This window comes from Paenibacillus durus, from assembly GCF_000756615.1.
Taxonomy (GTDB): domain Bacteria; phylum Bacillota; class Bacilli; order Paenibacillales; family Paenibacillaceae; genus Paenibacillus_AQ; species Paenibacillus_AQ durus.
This window is the reverse complement of sequence record NZ_CP009288.1, coordinates 5574859-5591167: the sequence shown is the minus strand read 5'-3', so window position 1 is coordinate 5591167 and position 16309 is coordinate 5574859. Positions and strand designations below refer to the sequence as shown.

Here is a 16309-nt window from a genome sequence, read left to right as displayed (position 1 = left end):
TGTCTATATGGATATACTTCAGCAATACCTGTTACAAGGAGGAAAGCAGCATGCGCAAAAACTTATGGATTCCTCTCCTGTTCCTGGCCGTCATCGCCGTCGGCTGGGGAATAGGGAAATATACATCGCCGGCCCGATCTATTGGCGGAGGGGCCGCATCCGTTAATCAGCCGGACCTTAATGGTGCAGCGGCGCAGCCCCCGGGTGAATCCCCGGCTCCGTCCACTTCCCCGGAGGGGCAGAGCGGCGGAGGGACGCAGTCTGCTGGCGAATCGCCGGCTCCGTCGGCGCAGGGCGGCGGTGAGGCCCAGCTTGCGGCGACGGAGCCGGACAGCATCGGCGTCATGGTGAACAAGCAGTACGGGCTGCCCGATAACTACAAGCCGGCCGATCTGGTGTATCCAAATGTTCCGTTCATCTTCAAGGAAAAGATCGAAAAGCGGATGATGCGCAAGGAAGCGGCTCATGCGCTTGAGGAAATGTTCGCGGGCGCCAAGCGGGACGGCGTGTATTTGGCGGGGGTTTCCGCCTATCGCTCCGAGAAGACGCAGCAGGGCCTGTTCAACGGCTATGCGGAGCGGGACGGAGAGGAAAAAGCGAGCATTTACAGCGCCGTTCCCGGACACAGCGAGCATCAGACGGGCCTGGCGATCGATCTTTCCGGCACTGACGGCAAATGCGCGGCGGAGAGCTGTTTTGCCGGGACGAAGGAAGCGAACTGGCTGGCGCAGCATGCGCCGGAGTATGGCTACATCATCCGTTATCCTAAAGGCAAGGAAGCCTTCACGGGTTATATGTACGAGCCTTGGCATGTACGGTACGTAGGTAAGGAAGCCGCCCGTGCCATCGCTGAACAAGGCATTTCTCTGGAGGAATATTACAGCGCTGTGCCAGTATCCAAATAAGGTTTGACCTTGATTCACCTTTACCCGGTCCGGTTAATTAGTGTAAAACCGCTATTAACGCTAAAGGAGGCTGGCGACATGTCCGAGCATAACCATGTTGTAAGCAAAGACGGTGGCGTAGCAATCGGACTGGTGAAGGAAACACTCAATCGGATCGAACCCGGGCAAAGGGAAGAAATCTTGAGCAATTTCGACGCATTCCGTACTTACTTAAGCAAGCGGATTCAATTGGCTAGAAAAATCGGCTTCGGCGAGGCGCAGTTAGCTCAGGCGGCGGAGAAGGTGGCGGACTACCTGGCGGCCTATGAGGAACCGCGCAACAGTGAGGAAATGCTGCTTCTGGAGCTGTGGAGGGTCGGAAGCAAAGAGGAGCGCAGCAAGCTTGCCTCCATGCTGGTTAAGCTGGCGTTGTCCGAACGGGTCTAAGGAAAAGGAGAATCAAGTTTTCAACCCTCTTCGGCTAGCCGAGGAGGGTTTTTTGAGGTCTTGGACCTGAAGCAATAAATACATAACAAGCGAATTTGAAGAAAAGACGGCTGCAGCCTTTTGCAAGGAGTCAGTCGTCTGTTTCACGGAAAGGGTGTCTGTCTATGATTAAGCTCAGTGTGCTTGACCAGTCGCCAGTGTCGGAGGGCAGCACGCCGGCCGAGGCGCTTGCGCAGACCGCCATCCTGGCTCAGGAGGCCGAAAAGCTGGGCTATTCCCGCTTCTGGGTGGCCGAGCATCATTTTGCGTCCGGTCTTGCCGGGTCAAGCCCGGAGGTGCTCGTCGCGCATTTGGCTGCCGTTACCTCCTCGATCCGAATCGGCTCGGGCGGTATCCTCCTTCCTCACTATAGCGCATATAAGGTCGCGGAGAATTTTCGCGTGCTGGAGGCTCTATATCCCGGGCGGATTGACCTTGGGATCGGCCGGGCTGCCGGCGGAGGCGCTCTTGCCGTCCGGGCCTTGCAGGAATATGGAAAGGCGGCCCCGGACAATTTTTCCATGCAGGTCAAGGATCTGATAGCTTATCTGCATGACGGGGCAGATGTGCATCACCGGTTTGCGGGGCTGCAAGCGATGCCAACCGGCAGTTCAGCGCCGGAGATTTGGCTGCTCGGTTCAAGCAAGGACAGCGCATTATTGGCCGCCGGGCTTGGAACGGGATTTGCTTTTGCCCGCTTTATTAACGCTCATGATGGCGAGGAGGCGATGGCATCCTACCGCAGCCGTTTTTGCCCATCGCCATTGTCACTGAAGCCCCAGGGAATGTTCGCCGTGTTCGCGGCCTGCGCGGAGACAACGGAAGAGGCGGACCGGCTCGCCTCAAGTATGGACCTCTCGGCGGTTCTGCTGGACAAGACGCATGTGTCTGCGCCGACCCCCTCCGTGGAGCACGCGCTGTCCTATCCGTATACGCCTTACGAAAAGCATATCGTCCAGGAGAACCGCAGATCCCTGCTGGTCGGCTCCCCGGAAGAGATTAGAGATCAGCTGCATGACCTCTGCGCGCGGTCCGGCTGCGAGGAAGTGATGATCGGCACTGTGATGCACCGCTTTTCGGATAAGCTGAAGTCGTATCGGCTGATCGCAGAAGCCTGCGGGCTGACCCCGCGTATGTCTCCGTCCTGACAGCCGTCCTGCCGCCTTTCCACTGTTGAAATTCGCCAAATATAAGGTAAGATGGGAAGGAAACGTAAAAACACGGCTCCGGTCGGTAGTCCGGACGCATGAAAGCGGCGCGGCGAGAGGTATGCATATCGTGCCGCCGCCGCCAATACCTCCATGTCGGTAATTGTGCACCCGCGGCGAAGCCTTCCGGAACATGGGTCTGCCCTTACCGGAAGGCTTTTTTCATCGTATGGAGTTCATTAGAGAACGGGATAAAGCCTGAAAATAAGGCTTGACGCTTCCCAAAGACCTTGTATCCTGTAATAAGAGCTTAATGTACGGCATGCTGATGAAATAGGATGGCTGGCGGACAGGTTTAGGATATTATGTTTCAGGGGGTTAGTATACTGTCATGAAGTTAATTACGGAAGTTGCGGCAGAGACGGGAATTCATGAAGAACATTTGGAATTGTATGGCAAATATAAGGCCAAGCTGGCTCCATCCCTGTGGGATGAGATCAAGGGCCGTCCGGACGGCAAGCTGGTGCTGGTCACCGCAATCAACCCAACCCCTGCGGGGGAAGGCAAGACGCTGACGACGATCGGCCTGGCGCAGGCCATGAACAGAGCAGGAGTCAAGACAGTGGCTGCGCTGCGGGAACCGTCGCTTGGCCCTTGTCTTGGCATGAAAGGCGGAGCTACGGGCAGCGGAAAAGCGCAGATTATTCCGGCTGACGAGATCAATCTGCATTTTACGGGCGATATTCATGCAGTGACGTCGGCCCATAATTTGCTGTCGGCCATGATTGACAATCATATATTCCAGGGCAATGAGCTCGGGCTGGACCCGCAGAAGATCGTATGGAAACGGGTTATGGACATGAATGACCGCAGTCTGCGCAGCATCGTGACAGGGCTTGGCGACGGCAACGGGACGGTCCGGGAGAGCGGATTTCTGATCACCACCGCCTCCGAAATCATGGCCGTGCTGTGTCTGTGCAATAATCTGGCCGATTTGCGGGAGCGCCTTGGCCGGATGCTGATCGGCTATGATCGCGAAGGGAAGCCGGTAACGGCGGGCAGTCTGAAAGCGGTGGACGCCATGACCGCCCTGCTGAAAGAGGCGATTAAACCGAATCTGGTGCAGACGCTGGAGGGAACGCCGGTCATCGTGCACGGCGGACCGTTTGCCAATATCGCACATGGCTGCAGCAGTGTGATCGGCACCCGTTACGCGCTGAAGCTTAGCGAAGTTGTCGTGACGGAAGCAGGCTTCGGCGCCGATCTCGGAGCGGAGAAATTCATGGACATCAAATGCCGGCAGGCAGGCCTTAAGCCTTCCGCTGCCGTACTGGTCGTTACGGTGAAATCGCTGAAGTATAACGGCGGTGTCCCTAAGAGTGAGCTGTATGCCGGGAACCGGGCTGCGCTGATTGCCGGACTTTCCAATATGCAGCGGCATATCAAGAATTTGCGGAAATTCGGCGTCCCGGTGCTGGTGGCTCTCAATCATTTTGAAGGCGACAGCCAAGCGGAGATTCAGGAAGTGCTGGCGGCCTGCCGACGTCTGAATGTGCCTGCCGCGATTTCCAAGGCCTGGGCCGAGGGCGGCGCCGGAGGGCTGGAATTGGCCACCGCACTCAAGAAGCTGTTGTCCGGCTCGGATACTTCCGCTTATGCGCCGCTGTACAAAGACAATCTGGACATCCCGTCCAAGATCGGCAAAATCGTCAAAGAAATTTACCACGGCGCCGATGTCGCCTTCAGTCCGGCGGCCAAACGCAGTCTGGCGCTGATCGAAAGGCTGGGCTTAAGCCATCTGCAGGTATGCATGGCCAAGACCCCTTATTCCTTCTCCGACCAGCCGCGCCTGCTTGGAGCGCCCGAGGGCTTCACTGTTCAGGTTCGCGACATAACGCTCTCGCTGGGAGCGGGATTTGCCGTTGTGATTACCGGCAGCATTGTGACAATGCCGGGACTGCCGGCCAAGCCTGCCGCCGAGGGCCTGCAGATTGACAGGGAAGGAACACTGATCGGCCTTTTATAATATAAAATTTTTAAGTTTTTAGTAAAATTTACAGCCCCCGGGTTCGCCAGCGAATCCGGGGGTTATTTTTTTGAAGATCGCTTAAAGAGTTGTACACACGGATACCGACCGGCTGCTTCGGCTGTCACTGACATAATGAGCGGGCAAGCGGGCAAAACTAATACGGACTTTTTCCGAAATTGAATATTTTAAATTGTGAACAATCTGTTAAAAAACGGAAAAAAGATTGAAATGTGATTATTATCACAATATAATAATGGCATTAAGTGAAATAAGTCACAGTCACTTAATATTCCTTAAAAAAAGAGAATTTTTAAAAATGGAGGAGGAAGAAATCATGAAAGTAGCTGTTATTGGGTGTACCCACGCAGGAACCGCCGCTATTGTCAATACCGCCCAGCTGTACCCGGAAGCCGAAATTACCGTGTATGAGCGAAATGACAACATTTCGTTCTTGTCCTGTGGCATTGCGCTTTATGTCGGAGGCGTTGTGAAGGACCCGCAGGGGTTGTTCTATTCGTCCCCGGAGAAGCTGGCCGAGCTTGGAGTCAAGACCAATATGCGCCATGAGGTTGTCTCCGTTAATACGAAGAACAAAACGCTGCGCGCCCGCGACCTAAGCACAGGCAAGGAATTCGACGACACCTACGACAAGCTGATTGTAACGACAGGGTCTTGGCCCATTATGCCGAAGCTTGAGGGAATTGAACTTGATAACATTGTGCTTTCGAAAAACTTCCAACATTCCAATACGATTATCGAAAAAGCTCAGCACGCCAAGCAGATCGCAGTTGTTGGAGCAGGCTACATCGGCGTCGAACTGGTCGAGGCATTCCAGCTTAACGGTAAAAAGGTTACATTGATCGACGCCGAGACGCGCATTCTCAGCAAATATCTCGACGCCGAATTTACGAATCCGATTGAACAGTCTCTAAAGGATCACGGCATTGAACTGGCGCTGGGCGAAAAGGTCAGCTCCTTCAAAGGCGAGAACGGTAAAGTCACGACAATCGTTACGGATAAAGGCGAATACAAAGCCGATCTGGTCATCCTCTGCATCGGTTTCCGTCCGAACACGGAACTGCTGAAGGGGCAGGTCGATATGCTCGGCAACGGAGCGATTATCGTGAACGAGTATATGCGCACCAGCGCGCCAGATGTGTTTGCAGCAGGAGACAGCTGCGCCATTCACTACAATCCTACCGGTAAAAAAGCCTATATCCCGCTGGCGACCAACGCCGTACGGATGGGTACGCTAGTTGCACGAAATCTGGTGAACAACACGATTCCATATATGGGCACCCAGGGTACTTCGGGCATCAAAATTTATGAGGATAACATAGCCGGAACCGGCTTGACCGAAGCCGCCGCGAAAAACGAGGGAATCGACGCCGAAGCGGTGATGATTACGGACAATTACCGTCCGGAATTCATGCCTTCCTTCGAAGAGGTTCAGCTCAAGGTAGTCTTTGAACGCTGCACGCGCCGTATTCTGGGAGCACAGATCATGTCTAAGGCGGATCTGACCCAGTCGATCAATACGATTTCGGTCTGCATTCAGAACGGCATGACGGTCGACCAGCTTGCCTTCATCGATTTCTTCTTCCAGCCGCATTACAACAAGCCGTGGAACTTCCTGAACACCGTCGGCCTTCAGGCGCTGCCGAAGACTGTAGACAGCAGACAGCCGGTCAGAGTATAAGGGGAAGTTTCCCGAATTTAAACATCTTGATACTTCAAAATATCGCTTGAAAACCGGAGCCTGGCGGCTCCGGTTTTTGCTTATTCGAGGCGGCTAAACGCGTATTTTCATACATAACTTTTCCCAATTACCGGAAGCGGTTTAAAGTTTGACACACCAGTGAAAATTTTCACTTGTTATTTTTCTCAAGTGATAATTATCACGTAAATGTAAGGGGCGAAGCGCTACAATGAGACCCAAAGGAAAAATTTAAAGTAAATGATTAGAAGGAGACAGGAACAATGGCTTATAACAAACCGCAGCAAATAGCCGAAGTTACGGTGGAGAACGGCATAAAGAAGGCTCATAACCCTCTGGCCACCGTGCTTATCCTCGGTTTTTTGGGAGGAGCGTTCATCGCTCTAGGGTATTTGCTTGATATTCGCGTCATTGCCAGCGCGCCGAAGGAATGGGGGTCCATCGCCAGCTTTATCGGGGCGTCAGTGTTCCCGGTCGGACTCATTCTCGTACTTCTCGCAGGGGGCGAACTGCTGACCGGCAATATGATGGCTGTGCCGCTCGCAATGTTTTCCAAGAAGATTTCGTTCGGAGAGACGATTAAGAATCTGATTCTGATTACGCTGAGCAATTTGGCGGGAGCACTGTTTGTGGCTTATTTCTTCGGCCATGTCGTCGGTTTGACCGCCGATGGCGTCTACCTCGATAAGCTGGTTGATCTGGCGGAACACAAACTGGACGCTACATTCCTCCAGGCTTTCATCTCGGGTATCGGTTGTAACTGGCTCGTCGCGCTGGCTGTCTGGCTGTCCTACGGTGCCGACAATTTCAGCGGCAAAATTATCGGTATCTGGTTCCCGACCATGGCTTTCGTTGCCATCGGATTCCAGCACGTTGTCGCTAATATGTTCCTTATTCCAGCAGCCATTTTCGAAGGCCATTTCTCTTGGGGACAGTACATCGGCAATTTCGTGCCGGTCTGGCTGGGCAACCTGACAGGCGGAGCCCTCTTTGTAGCAGGCGCTTATTGGAATGCCTACCTGCGCAAATCCCCTGCAGCGGTTCAATCGCTTGACAATGTAGCGTCCGCAGGTGTGAAGAAACACGCATAATACCCGCCGTTAACGGCAATAATCTTCTATATCTCAATATGAATATCCAACCAACCAAGGTACCGTCTCCAGTGGAGCGGTGCCTTTTTATGTCCGTATGGCAGACAATTACGACAAAACAAAGTTCGCCGTAACAGCTAACGGTCCGGGGGAACGAAACCGAAGCTTACGGCGAAATCAATAGGGAGTATTTCATGTCTTCTATTACCCGGCAATTACCGGAATGAATCAGTTTTCCCGTGCATGATTCACCTTTACGTAAGGGAACGTTCAATTATACAATAACAGCAGTGAAAATAAGGAGGGCTGCGAGTATGAGAAAATTAGAGAACGGCGTATTTCCGGCGGTATGCTCACTGGATTGTCCCGATACATGCGGTCTTCTTGTCCATAAGCTAGATGGGAAGATTGTGAAAGTTGAAGGAGATCCTAAGCACCCGGTGACCCGGGGAGCCATTTGCAACAAGGTCAGGCATATGGCGGAGCGCGTCCACCATCCGGAACGGCTGTCGACTCCGCTTCGGCGCGTGGGACGCAAAGGCGAGGCCCTATTCGAACCGATCAGCTGGGATGAGGCGATTGCCGAGATAGCCGACAAATTCCGCAGTCTGTCAGAAGAATACGGGCCGGAGAGCATTCTGCCTTACAGCTTCTACGGCAATATGGGTGTGCTCAGTGTGGAAGGCATGGACCGCCGGTTCTTCAACGCGCTTGGAGCAAGCCGTCTGGAGCAGACCATTTGCAATGCCGCCGGAAGCGCGGGCTGGAAATATACGATGGGCTTCAGCGGCGGGACAAGCCCGGAGGATATCGTGAACGCTGATCTGATCATCGTCTGGGGCGGAAATATCGTCAGCACGAACATGCATCAGGTTGTGCTGGCCGAGCAGGCCCGGAAGAAGGGCACCAAGATCATCGTCATCGACGTTCACAAGAACCGTACGGCGCAGTGGGCCGACTGGTTCCTGCCGCTCTACCCCGGGACGGATGCGGCGCTGGCGCTCGGCATCATGCATATTTTGTTCCGCGACGGGATGACGGACGCGAATTTCCTTAAGACTTATACGGTGGGGCATGAAGAACTGCGGAAGCAGGCGGAAGAGTATACGCCGGAGGCCGTGGCGGCCATTACGGGCATCCCCGCAGAAGACATTGAACAGTTGGGCAAGCTGTACGGAGAGGCTGGGGTGTCTTATATCCACATCGGCAACGGGCTTCAGCATCATGACAACGGCGGCATGGCGGTGCGCAGCATCGCCTGTCTGCCGGCGCTGACCGGACAATGGCTGAAGACGGGGGGAGGCGCGACCAAGGGGAACGGCGGGTATGCCGGGATGAATTCCCGGGCGCTGGAGCGTCCCGATCTGCGCCCGAATCCGCGGGCGCGCAGCATAAATATGAACCGGATCGGCGAAGCGCTGGAAATGACGGAGCAGCCGATTAAGGCGCTGTTCGTCTACTGCAGCAATCCGCTCGTCGTCGCGCCGGACGCGGAGCGGGTGCGGCGCGGATTCGCGCGCGAGGACCTTTTTACGGTCGTGCATGATCTTTTTCTGACTGATACGGCCAAATACGCCGACATTGTGCTTCCCGCGACGTCGACTTTTGAAAATACCGATTTGTACAGCTCTTATTGGCATCACTATATCCAGCTCCAGGAACCGGTGCTGTCCGCTCCGGGAGAGTGCAAGAGCAATGTTGAGCTGTTCTCGCTGCTTGGCAAGGCCATGGGCTTTGACGAGGAAGCCTTCGGGCAAAGTGAAGAAGACATGATCCGCGAGGCGCTGGACTATCCGCGCAATCCGTATCTGAACGGAGTGACGCTGGAGCGGCTGAAAGCCGAGCGCCATGTCAAACTGGATATGACGCCTAAAGAACGGTATCTGGATAATCTGCCCACGCCTTCCGGCAAGATTGAACTGTATTCGCGGGCAATGGAGAATGCGGGACTGCCGCCGCTGCCAACTTATACTCCGCTTGCCGAAGGCTTTGACGGCATCCGGCGGCCGGGCAAGGAAGAAAAGTATCCGCTTATGTTCATATCGCCGCCGAACCATAATTACCTCAACTCCACGTTCTCCAATGTCGGGAAGCATCAGACTTTAGAGAAAAGGCCGACTCTGCAAATTCATCCCGCAGATGCGGCGGAGCGGGGAATTGCCGACGGGGATGAGGTCAAAGTGTACAATGATCGCGGATTGATACAGATTTGGGCGGCGGTAACCGACCGGATGCTGCCCGGCACCGTCATCAGCCAAGGGCTGTGGTGGGAAGGAAAGGACCGCGCGCAGCGGAGCAATGTGCTTACCCCGGACCGGCTGAGCGATATGGGGAAGGGAGCGACCTTTTTCTCCGCAACGGTCCAGGTTGAACTGCGTTAAAGCGTCAATGCATAGGCTTGCCCCAAACGTCGGTTAGGCGTAATACTAGGATAGCAATAACTGACATGCAGATCACAGGGGATATATAGGCAGATGAGGTTTTTGGACAACCATCGGCATCCGGTTCGCCGGGCGGCGGGCCGAGCTGTTCAATATCGTCTATGTCGGAACAATATTGGAGTGGCAGTCGTTCAAATGCAAGGGGGATACGAAAATGCTTCACATAGACAGAGAGACGCTGTTCATCCGGTTCTCGGAATTTCGCGACGTTCGCGAGCTGATTATGCTGGATCATCTGATATGGACCGAGGATACGGCTCCTGCAGCCTTGACGTGGCGGTCGAACGAGGACTTTTTGCTGCATGCGCCTCCCGGCTCCCAGCTTGTGGCGATGAAAGGGGACACGCTATGCGGTTATGTCGGCTTCGGCTGTCCTACCGGAATGAAGAGCAACCGGCATGTCTATGAGATTCATATCGCCGTCCATCCAGGTTGGCAGCGCCTCGGAATCGGCCGAAGCCTGATCGAAGCCGTTAAGGCGCTGGCGGCGGAACGCGGTATCCGCAAGCTTCGGCTGCGCGCGCTTTCCTGCAACGCTGCGGCCCTGGCATTTTATGCGCAATGCGGGTTCGATGAAGAAGGGCGATTGCGGGAGGAATTTTATCTTGCAGGCCGCTACGTGGACGAGGTATTTATGAGCTGCTATCTCGTATAGCCGCCTATTGAAGTAAACGAAATGAAAGCGGGGATGGTCATGAAGATCATATCATTGAATGTGGGGCTGCCGATTACGACCCTTTATCGCGGAAAGTCGCTGGAGACGGGCATCTACAAATCCCCTGTCGAAGGGCCTGTGCATGTATCCGCCGGCGGGCTGACCGGGGATGGACAAGCTGATCTGGTCAATCACGGAGGGCCGGACAAAGCCGTCTGCGTGTATCCGTCGGAGCATTACGCCTACTGGGAGGAGTGGCTGGGCAAGAAGCTGGACTACGCCGCCTTCGGCGAGAATATGACAACCGCCGGGCTGCTGGAAACGGAGGTGTGCATCGGCGACATCTACGAGATCGGCAGCGCCCTTCTTCAAGTGAGCCAGCCCCGCTATCCCTGCTTCAAGCTCTCGCAAAAGCATGGTCCTGCGGATATGCCCGCGCAGGTGCTGAAGTCGGGCTTCAGCGGCTTCTATTTCCGGGTGCTGCGCGAAGGAGAACTGGCCTCCGGCTCAGCGGTCGTGAAGGTCTCCTCCGGAGACGGCGGAGTGCCAGTGTCGCGCGTGCTGCATATGATGGAAGCCGGGCGCAGGGACAAGCAGGGCCTTGAAGAGCTAGTCCGGCTAAGCAGCCTTTCATCCGTCGTCCGGTTGAAGTTTCAGGCGTGGCTGGACGGGGTGGAATAAGAGGCGGGGCCCTGATTTATCCGATAAGCCAAGCTGCCGAACCCCGCATTTTGCGGGGCTTTTTCTAAATATCAGAAAGTATAAGCTTCGCGCTTATCCTTGACCTGATATTTCTACGAGAAACGGATGCCCTCCTCCTGCGAGGACGGCGCAGCCGTTTATTCTTGTTTCGGCGGATCCTTCACCCCAGGAACTATCTCAGCATCTTCCACTCGCTGCGCAGCAAACCGTATACGGCATGATTGACATAGCCAGATGGCAGCAGTTCGGCTTCCCGGATTACTCCTTCCAGCACGAAGCCCAGGCGCTGGGGAATAGCACGGCTTGAGGTATTGCCCGTTGCGCAGCGGATTTCTACCCGGTTCAGCTCCATCTCCATCAGGGCATGGTCGATAAACACCCGGCAGGCGCTCGTCATGTATCCCTTGCCGCAATAACCCTCGCCAAGCCAATAGCCGATGCCGACAGACCGGTTATGCCAATCGATTTCATGAAATCCGATAACGCCGGCGAATTCGCCTCCCACCCACAGGCCAGCGGTGAAGCCGCCGTTCTCGCTGCCCTGCTTAACAGCATTCTTAATGTAGCTTGTGATATGAGCTCGCTCCGTCACGCTGTCCACCCAAGGAAGCCACCGGCTCAGACGGGTCCTCGAGAGGTCGACCAGCTCAAACATGGGTAAGGCATGCTCAGGCGCCAGCGGCTTAAGAACAAGCTCATCATCTATGACAAAATGGAACAAGCTGCGGCCTCCCTTTTTTTCTGTCGTGCTCTTTGCAAACCATGAATGCCGGTTATTACCGCCCTTCTTTCCATTCCAGGGCATATATATCCTCTTCCAGCCCCTGCATCCGCTGCGCCGTCAGAATCCGGCAGTCGCTCAGCGCCTGGTTATAGACGGCAGGTCCAAGCTCCTTCAGGAAAAATTCCAGCAGGTTGTCCGCCGCGAGGCGTCCGATGCTTTCGCCGCGTTCAAGCTCGAAAAATTCCTGAATATGATCAAGCATCGCTTCCCGATGCTCTTTTGGCATTTTAATCGGTTTCATCCGCTCGCCTCCTCCTGAACCTCATGCTACTCCATGAACCGGCGGGAAGTCAAAGGGAACCGGCGCCCTGGGCGGATATGCCATTTTATTGAACAATCCCAGCGTAACGGGTATATTAAGAGGAAACATGTTTATACAAGAACAAGGACAAGAACTATAGAATGAAAGGTTGATTGCTGTGGAGAACCGAAGCACCCCCTCCAATTTCATTAAAAATGTCATTACCGAAGATCTCCGCTCCGGCAAAGTGAAAGAAGTCGTCACCCGGTTCCCCCCGGAACCGAACGGCTATCTGCACATTGGACATGCCAAGGCGATTTGGATCAGCTTCACGCTGGCCGACGAGTTCGGCGGCAAGACGAACCTGCGGTTCGATGACACAAATCCGCTCAAGGAAGATACGGAGTACGTCAAATCGATCGAGGAAGACGTAAAATGGCTCGGTTATGATTGGGAGAATTTACGCTTTGCGTCCGATTATTTCGAGGAAATGTACCAGCGGGCGGAGCTTCTCATTAATAAAGGCAAGGCCTATGTGGACGATCTCAGCGCGGACGAAATCCGCGGGCTGCGCGGCACGCTGACCGAACCGGGCAAGAACAGCCCGTACCGTGAACGCAGCGTAGAGGAGAATCTGGATCTGTTCCGCCGGATGCGGGCTGGAGAATTCAAGGATGGGGAAAAGGTGCTGCGCGCCAAGATCAATATGGCTTCGCCCAATATCAATCTGCGCGATCCGGTCATTTACCGGATTGCCCATGCGCATCACCATAACACGGGCGACAAATGGTGCATTTACCCGATGTACGCGTACGCGCATCCGATTGAGGACGCTATCGAGGGTGTGACGCATTCCCTCTGTTCCCTGGAGTTCGAGGATCAGCGTCCGTTCTATGACTGGGTTATCGCTGAGTGCGAAATGCCTGCCGTGCCGCATCAATATGAATTTGGCCGGCTGAATCTGGCGCAGACCGTAACAAGCAAGCGGAAGCTGAAGCTGCTGGTGGACGAAGGTCATGTCGACGGCTGGGACGACCCGCGGATGCCGACGATTTCCGGTCTCCGCCGCCGTGGGTACACGCCGGAAGCGATCCGCGCCTTCGTGTATGAGACGGGCATTTCCAAGAGTCAAGGCCTGGTCGATCTGCAAATGCTGGAGCATTTTATCCGCGAGGATCTGAAATTGAAGGCTCCGCGCACGATGGCGGTGCTTCGTCCGCTTAAGGTCGTTATTACCAACTATCCCGAGGGACAAGTCGAATGGCTGGAAGCGGAGAATAACAGTGAGAACGAGGAAATGGGCAGCCGGCAAATTCCGTTCTCCCGCGAGATTTACATTGAACGCGACGATTTTATGGAAAATCCGCCGAGTAAGTATTTCCGGTTGTTCCCGGGCAATGAGGTGCGCTTGAAGCATGCCTACTTCATTAAGTGCAACGAAGTAATCAAGGATGAGAACGGCGAAGTGACCGAGCTGCACTGCACCTACGATCCGGAAACGAAGAGCGGCAGCGGCTTTACCGGCCGTAAGGTGAAAGGAACGCTGCACTGGGTGGAGGCGAGCCACGCCGCTGCGGCGGAATTCCGCCTGTATGAACCGCTGATTCAGGCGGAGGAAACCGACAATGAAGGGGAGGCCGAAGAACAGGAAGCCGCTGATAAGGCGGTAGGGTCCTTCCTTGACCAATTGAACCCGAAATCGCTTGAAATCCTGCACGGCTTCGTGGAGCCTGAACTGAAGGAGAGCAAACCGCAGGACAAGTTCCAATTTTTCCGGCATGGTTACTTTAACGTGGACAGCCGGTACTCCGAGCCTGGTAAACCTGTCTTCAACCTGATCGTTTCGCTCAAGAGTTCGTATCAGCCGCCGAAGCAAGGTTAAGCTGAGATCATATGAAAAAACGGCTGCCGCCCGAAAGCGTGTCAGCCGTTTTTTTTGCAGGCACGAAAGCCTAAATTCCATCTTCTTCAAGTTCATCATGGGTCGCCGATGTGGGCCGGTAACCGCCTCTGTTGACAAAAAACCACATTCCTCCGTACCCCAGCGCGCCGATTAGCGACAGGAAGACACAGAATTCGTACATGCTCTGGGCGCCGAGATACTGAAACAGCCATCCGCCAAGGATACCGCCAATCATGCCCGAAATTCCGCCCCAGGACAGAGTGTAGAGCGCCTGTCCGCAGGAGCGGTACGGTCCAGGAATCAGCAGCATCGTCAACTGAGTCCCTACGTAGAAGAAGCCGCCGAACGTTACGGAATGTAAAATTTGAATAAAAGCCACCTCAAGCGGCAGCGTTGCCTGAGACATCAGCCACCACCGCAGCACGAACAGAATGCTGACCAGCGCCAGCCAGCCGACGAGAACGGAGATTTTACGCCGCAAATAGCGTTTGCACAGCATGAACACACCCGCTTCAAGGATGGAGGAGAGGAACACGGCCAGACCGATCATCGTCTTGGAGCCGCCCATATCGTTGATATACAGCGACATAAACGTATTATTTATGGTGTTAGGAATAGATACCAGTATGCCGAAAAAGATAAAAAACAGGAAATAAGGATTCCTGAACAGCAGGCGAAACCCTCTAAGCGGCAAAGGCGCTGTTCCGATAGAGCTGCGCAGCTTAGGCATGGCGGCAAGCGATACGATGGATAGACCCAGCAGGACCGCGAACAGATAAGGCAGCACCGAGACGCCGCCGTACTGAATAACCGGGCCCGCGGCTAGAGCCGTCAGCGCCCAGCCAAGCGATCCGAAGAGACGAAAGGACCCGAAGCGAAGAGGCGTCCCCTCGATATAACTTAAGAGGAGCGTATTGCTCTGCGCGAACAGCGGAGTCTGGCAGAAATAGAACAGAACCATCGCAGTATATATCATTTCATATGTATTTGCCTGAAAAATAATCTGGGAGAACACAAGCGTCCCTGCCAGCATCAGCAGTACAACGCCCCTGTTATTCTGATATCGGCCGGTCCATATTCCCCAGAACGGGTTGGCGAAGACCGACACGAGCGGTCCGATTGACATTAAGACACCGATTTCCAGCTTGTTCATCCCTACGTCCTGCAGATAAAGCTGAAAGAAACTGGTGAATAGAACCATTGTCCCGTATACAAAAAAGTTGAACCATTTCAAGGATGTGAAGGTTGATGGATTTCCAGTATTCTCCCGCAACTTGGGTGCTCTCCTCCCGCAAATGCCGTGTATGATAAATAAGAGCCGGCCATAGCCGCTAATATCATCGTATCATTTGTTGAAAAGGTGTACAAACCAGCATTTTCTCATTTTGCTAAATCTATAGGATTTTAAGGATTTTGCTTCCATTTAATATGATACTATTGTCAAAAAAGGCGGTGGCGTTATGCATATTGCCGGCATTCTGATCGCTGGAGGGCGCTCCAGAAGGATGGGCGCCGATAAGTCTCTTCTGAAATTCGGGGGTATTCCCGCTATTGCCCGGGTTGCCGCTGCGCTAGGTGAAGTCGCGGAGCCGGTCACAATCGCCTGCGGGACGGAGGAGCGGGAGGATTACCGCTTCCTGGGGCTTTCGCAGGCCGCCGACCGCTTTCCGGGCTGCGGCCCGCTGGCGGGGCTTCATGCGGGAATGACCGCTTCGGACGCGGAGTGGCATCTTGCCGCTCCCTGCGATTTGCCATTCGCTTCCGCAGCGTTTATGCGGTACATTGTGGACGCTTTGAAGCGGGGCGAAAGGCATTTGGACTCAGATTCAGCGGGGCAAGGCGCCGGGCGGCTTGCGGAAGATGGCGGAGCGAAGAAAGATACCTTGGCGGATAAGGCCCGCTGCGGGCAATCTGTATCCGGAGCAGCACCTGGTCCTTTGGCAGCAAGCTGCCAAACGCTTGCGGTGGTGCCGGTATCACTCTCCGGCAAAGTGCAGCCGCTGCTGGGACTGTACCATAAGGATACCCTTCCCGGCTTGGAAAATGCCCTGCTGCACGGAAGGTTAAAGGTCATGGAATGGCTGGAAAGCATGGAGGTTCTGTATGTACCGGAAGCAGGCTTTGCGGGCGCCTTGGACGGAGCGCCGTCCCCGCTGCTTAATATCAATACTCCGGAGGATTACCGTGCCGCCGCAGAGTGGCGAGTTTAACTTCTGTTTACAATGAGG

At 54.6% G+C, this 16309-nt stretch carries 14 protein-coding genes; 11 read left to right on the top strand and 3 right to left on the bottom strand.

Annotated features, from left to right (window positions below):
• Positions 1-50: 50 nt before the first annotated feature.
• From PDUR_RS24670 to PDUR_RS24630, 9 genes are all read left to right on the top strand, one after another.
• A complete protein-coding gene (locus tag PDUR_RS24670) occupies positions 51-905 on the top strand; it encodes a M15 family metallopeptidase (RefSeq protein ID WP_042208590.1) in 855 nt (284 codons plus the stop codon).
• A 78-nt stretch (positions 906-983) separates the two neighbouring features.
• A complete protein-coding gene (locus PDUR_RS24665; RefSeq protein ID WP_042208589.1) occupies positions 984-1331 on the top strand; it encodes a DUF3243 domain-containing protein in 348 nt (115 codons plus the stop codon).
• A gap of 164 nt (positions 1332-1495) precedes the next feature.
• The gene (locus tag PDUR_RS24660) at positions 1496-2518 is read left to right on the top strand and encodes an LLM class flavin-dependent oxidoreductase (protein ID WP_042208588.1); all 1023 of its coding nucleotides are present in this window, start codon (positions 1496-1498) and stop codon (positions 2516-2518) included.
• A 391-nt stretch (positions 2519-2909) separates the two neighbouring features.
• A complete protein-coding gene (locus PDUR_RS24655) occupies positions 2910-4544 on the top strand; it encodes a formate--tetrahydrofolate ligase (RefSeq protein WP_042208587.1) in 1635 nt (544 codons plus the stop codon).
• Between the two features lie 337 nt (positions 4545-4881).
• Positions 4882-6246: an FAD-dependent oxidoreductase gene (locus tag PDUR_RS24650; protein WP_042209695.1), complete on the top strand. Its 1365-nt coding sequence runs from the start codon at positions 4882-4884 to the stop codon at positions 6244-6246.
• A gap of 281 nt (positions 6247-6527) precedes the next feature.
• A complete protein-coding gene (locus PDUR_RS24645) occupies positions 6528-7355 on the top strand; it encodes a formate/nitrite transporter family protein (protein WP_042208586.1) in 828 nt (275 codons plus the stop codon).
• Between the two features lie 314 nt (positions 7356-7669).
• Positions 7670-9736 (top strand): molybdopterin-containing oxidoreductase family protein, encoded by a 2067-nt coding sequence (locus tag PDUR_RS24640; protein ID WP_081949643.1) that lies wholly within the window; start codon positions 7670-7672, stop codon positions 9734-9736.
• Between the two features lie 214 nt (positions 9737-9950).
• Complete coding sequence (locus PDUR_RS24635; protein ID WP_042208585.1) at positions 9951-10451, top strand: GNAT family N-acetyltransferase; 501 nt, start codon at positions 9951-9953, stop codon at positions 10449-10451.
• Positions 10452-10490: 39 nt separating this feature from the next.
• Entirely contained in the window at positions 10491-11132 is a 642-nt protein-coding gene (locus tag PDUR_RS24630; protein WP_081949960.1) for an MOSC domain-containing protein, read from the top strand.
• A gap of 193 nt (positions 11133-11325) precedes the next feature.
• On the opposite strand, the gene PDUR_RS24625 is transcribed toward PDUR_RS24630, so the two are convergent.
• Together PDUR_RS24625 and PDUR_RS24620 are read right to left on the bottom strand one after the other, a co-directional pair.
• Positions 11326-11874, bottom strand: coding sequence for a GNAT family N-acetyltransferase (locus PDUR_RS24625; RefSeq protein WP_042209689.1), 549 nt, complete (start codon positions 11872-11874; stop codon positions 11326-11328).
• Between the two features lie 55 nt (positions 11875-11929).
• Positions 11930-12178: a DUF2164 domain-containing protein gene (locus PDUR_RS24620; protein WP_042208584.1), complete on the bottom strand. Its 249-nt coding sequence runs from the start codon at positions 12176-12178 to the stop codon at positions 11930-11932.
• Between the two features lie 178 nt (positions 12179-12356).
• Between PDUR_RS24620 and PDUR_RS24615 the strand changes: the two genes are divergently transcribed.
• Positions 12357-14060, top strand: coding sequence for a glutamine--tRNA ligase/YqeY domain fusion protein (locus PDUR_RS24615; RefSeq protein ID WP_042209687.1), 1704 nt, complete (start codon positions 12357-12359; stop codon positions 14058-14060).
• Positions 14061-14130: 70 nt separating this feature from the next.
• On the opposite strand, the gene PDUR_RS24610 is transcribed toward PDUR_RS24615, so the two are convergent.
• Entirely contained in the window at positions 14131-15354 is a 1224-nt protein-coding gene (locus PDUR_RS24610) for an MFS transporter (protein ID WP_042208583.1), read from the bottom strand.
• Positions 15355-15541: 187 nt separating this feature from the next.
• On the opposite strand from PDUR_RS24610, the gene mobA reads away from it, so the two are divergent.
• Positions 15542-16291, top strand: a complete 750-nt coding sequence (mobA, locus tag PDUR_RS24605; RefSeq protein WP_042208582.1) for a molybdenum cofactor guanylyltransferase — start codon at positions 15542-15544, stop codon at positions 16289-16291.
• The last annotated feature ends 18 nt before the right edge of the window (positions 16292-16309 follow it).